This window comes from Hymenobacter sp. IS2118, assembly GCF_000715495.1.
GTDB lineage: Bacteria > Bacteroidota > Bacteroidia > Cytophagales > Hymenobacteraceae > Hymenobacter.
In genome coordinates this window covers 1-3,666 of record NZ_JNLX01000101.1, presented here as the reverse complement: position 1 = coordinate 3,666, position 3,666 = coordinate 1, and the positions used below count along the sequence as shown (strand labels likewise).

General features: G+C 69.7%; 3 protein-coding genes. All 3 read left to right on the top strand.

From position 1 onward, the window contains the following. Window positions 1–515: T9SS type A sorting domain-containing protein (locus tag GM79_RS09115; protein WP_035562609.1), on the top strand; the 515-nt coding region annotated here is incomplete at its 5' end. A gap of 67 nt (window positions 516–582) precedes the next feature. Beyond that, window positions 583–789 carry a PID-CTERM protein-sorting domain-containing protein gene (locus tag GM79_RS26055; RefSeq protein ID WP_035562606.1) on the top strand — a complete coding sequence of 69 codons (207 nt, stop codon included), beginning with the start codon at window positions 583–585 and terminating at the stop codon, window positions 787–789. A 254-nt stretch (window positions 790–1,043) separates the two neighbouring features. Continuing rightward, window positions 1,044–3,666: FG-GAP repeat domain-containing protein (locus tag GM79_RS22895; RefSeq protein WP_161787148.1), on the top strand; the 2,623-nt coding region annotated here is incomplete at its 3' end.

Here is a 3,666-nt window from a genome sequence, read left to right as displayed (position 1 = left end):
CGGCCGCCACGCGCATCGCCCTGGCCGTGGGCGTGCCCGCCGCCGGCGCCTACACCCTGAGCGCCGCTGCGCTGACGAACCTGCCCACCGGGCTCGACGCCTACCTCAGCGACGCCGCCACGGGCCAGACGCTCAAGCTAGCCAGCGGCACCGCATATAGCTTCAGCGTCACGGCCGCAGAGGCGCAGGCCCTGCTGCTGGGGCGCTTCACGCTGAGCTTCAGCAACAGCGCGGTGCTGGCCACGGCCACGGGCGTGAGCGCTGAACAAGTGAGCGTGTACCCCAACCCGGCCAGTGGCCGCTTCACCGTGAGCGTGCCGGCCATTGCCGGGGCCCGCACGGTGGAGGCCACGCTGCTCAACAGCCTGGGCCAGGTGGTGCGCCGGCAGTCGGCCAGCCTGAGCGCGGGCGGGGCCCACGTCGAGTTTGGGGCCGAGGGCCTGGCGGCGGGCGTGTATGCGCTGCGCCTGCAAGCCGGGGCCAGCACGCTCACCAAGCGCGTGGTGCTGCGGTAGTTATTTTTCCGGCCCGGCCCTGGCGACGGGGCCGGGCTTTTCCTCGCCTTTTGTTTGACCTGTTTGTATGAAGAAGAATCTGTTGGCACTAACGGCGCTCTCGCTGACCCTGTCGGCGCTGAGTGGGCTGCCGGCCCTGGCGCAACCCTCCTCCACGGGGCCGCAGCCCGATGCGGCCCCCACGGCCGTGCCCATCGACGGCGGCGCCACGCTGCTGCTGGCCGGCGGCGTGGCCTACGGCCTGCGCCGGCTCCGCCAGCGCAAGGCCCGCTAGCACTGGCGGCACACCGCTGAACCAGTTGTCAACGCTCCTGTCCCGCTCGCGGGGCAGGGGCGTTTGCGTAGGGGGCGGGGGCAGACCAGCCCCGCCCCACGGCCCTGAAATTCAACGGTTCAGGGGCTGGTGCGGGTCCCATTCCGGCGGTAGCTTTGTGTGCACCTCTTTATAGCGAAAAAGTGGTGCGTCCCGCTTTTTCGCTCCGCAAGCAACCCCGTCTTACACATCAAATTCTCCTCCCCTTGTTTTTTATGACAAAGCCCTACTCCGCTTTCCGGCAGGCGGCCCGCGCGGGCTGGTCCGCCCCCCTGGCTTCCGGCCTTTTGGTAGCCCTGCTCAGCACCGCTTTGGCCCCGGCCGCCTTCGGGCAGGCCACCTTCGCCCCGGCCGTGAACTACGGGGCCGGCACTCGTCCCATTAGTGTGGGGGTGGGCGACTTCAACGCCGACGGCCGTCCCGACCTGGCCACAGCCAATGAGGATGATAACAAAGTGTCGGTGCTGCTGGCCCAAGCCAGTGGCGGCTTCGCGGCGGCCGTCAACTACGGGGTTGGCACCGGTCCCGTTAGTGTGGCGGTGGGCGACTTCAACGCCGACGGTCGCTCCGACCTAGCCGTAGCCAACGCCAGTAGCGGTAACGTGAGTGTGCTGCTGGCCCAAGCCGGTGGCAGCTTTGCGGCGGCCGTCAACTACGGGGTTGGCACCGGGCCCTTCAGCGTGGCGGTGGGCGACTTCAACGCCGACGGCCGCCCCGACTTGGCCGTGGCCAACGCCAACAGCGGTAACGTGAGTGTGCTGCTGGCCCAAGCCAGTGGCGGCTTTGCGGCGGCCGTCAACTACGGGGTTGGTACCAATCCCTACGGCGTGGCGGTGGGCGACTTCAACACCGACGGCCGCCCCGACCTGGCCACAGCCAACGCCAACAGCAGTAACGTGAGTGTGCTGCTGGCCCAAGCCAGTGGCGGCTTCGCGGCGGCCGTCAACTACGGGGTTGGCATCAATCCCTATAGCGTGGCGGTGGGCGACTTCAACGCCGACGGCCGCCCCGACCTGGCCACGGCCAATTTAGGAGACTCCAAGGTGAGTGTGCTGCTGGCCCAAGCCAGTGGCGGCTTCGCGGCGGCCATCAACTACGGCACCGGCAGCGGGGCCTTCAGTGTAGCGGTAGGCGACTTCAACGCCGACGGTCGCCCCGACCTGGCCACGGCCAACGTCGGTAGCAACAACGTGTCGGTGCTGCTGGGCACGGGCACGGGCATCTTCGCGGCGGCCGTGAACTATGGGGTCGGCACCAATCCCGTCAGCGTGGCGGTGGCGGACTTCAATGCCGACGGCCGTCCCGACTTAGCTGTGGCTAATAACGGTGGCGGCAACACATCAGTGCTGCTGAATACGACAGGCGACCTGACAATAAGCGACACCCGCGCCATCGCGGCGGGCACCTACCGCAACATCACCATCACCGGCCCGAACGGCAACGCCACCCTGGCCGGCAACATCGAGGTGACGGGCACGCTGACCGTGCAGGACGGCGGCACGCTGGCCGACGGCTGCCGCATCATCACGGGCAGCGGCACGTTTGCGCTGGCGGCGGGCGGCACGCTGGCCATCTGCCGGCCCCGCGGCATCCTGGCCGTGGGCGACCCGCAGGGCAACATCGGTACGGTGCGCGTGACGGGCGGCCGCTCGTTCTCCCCGGATGCCAGCTACGTGTACAACGGCAGCGACGCCACCGGCTCGGGCCTGCCCGGCCAGGTGCGCAACCTAAGCATCACCGTGCCCGGCAACGTGGCCCTGAGTGCGCCCACCAGCGTTTCCCAAACCCTGACGCTGAGCAGCACCGGCAATCTGGTGCTGGCCGGCAACGCCCTGACGCTGCTTTCCGACGCCAGCGGCACGGCCCTGGTCGTGAACTCCGGCACGGGCCGCGTGCTGGGCCGCACGGCCACCGTGCAGCGCCACCTGAGCACCGAGAACCGGGGCCTGGGCTACCGCCACTACAGCGCCCCGGTGACGGGCTCGACGGTGGCCGATTTGGCCACGCCCGGCTTCGCGCCCGAAGTGAGCCGGGCCGCCGCCTACAACGCCTCGGCTACCCCCGGCAAAATCACGCCCTTCCCCACCGTGTTCGGCTACGACCAAAGCCGCGTGACGCGGACCAGCACCTACGCACCCTTCGACCGGGGCTTCGTGGTGCCGGCCGGCCTAGGCAGCGCCCTGGAAGTGGGCCGCGGCTACGCCGTGCAACTCGCGGGCACCGAAAAGGTGGCTTTCACCGGCACGCTCAACACCGGCGACTACGACGTGGCCCTGAGCCGGGTGGGCGAAAACCCCGCCGCCGGCTGGGCCCTGGTGGGCAACCCCTACCCCGCGCCGATTGACGGCGCCGAACTGCTGGGCCTGGGAGAGGCCACCAACGCCCCCGGCCTGGACCGGAGCTTTTACGTGGTGGAAAGCAGCGGCCCCTACACCAGCACGTACCGCGCGTTTGTGGCCGGCTTCGAGGGCGGGGAGCAGAACCCGCTCATCGCCGCCGGCCAGGGCTTTTTCGTGCGCGTGAGCAGCAGCGAAACCAGCGGCGAGGTGCGCTTCCGCGACGAGCAGCGCCTCACCGACTTCGAGACGCAGGTGCGCATGAGCCGGGGCACCACCAGCACGCAGCCCACCGTGGGCCTGGCCCTGCGTGGGGCCACCGGCCCGGCCGATAAGCTGTTCGTGTACGCCGCCGCCCCGGCCACGGCCAGCTTCGATTCCGGCTACGACGCCTGGAAGCTGTCCAACACGACGGGCCTGAACCTGAGCAGCCGCTCGGCCACGGGCGAGGCGCTGAGCATCGACGGCCGGCCGGCCTTCACGGCCGCCACGCGCATCGCCC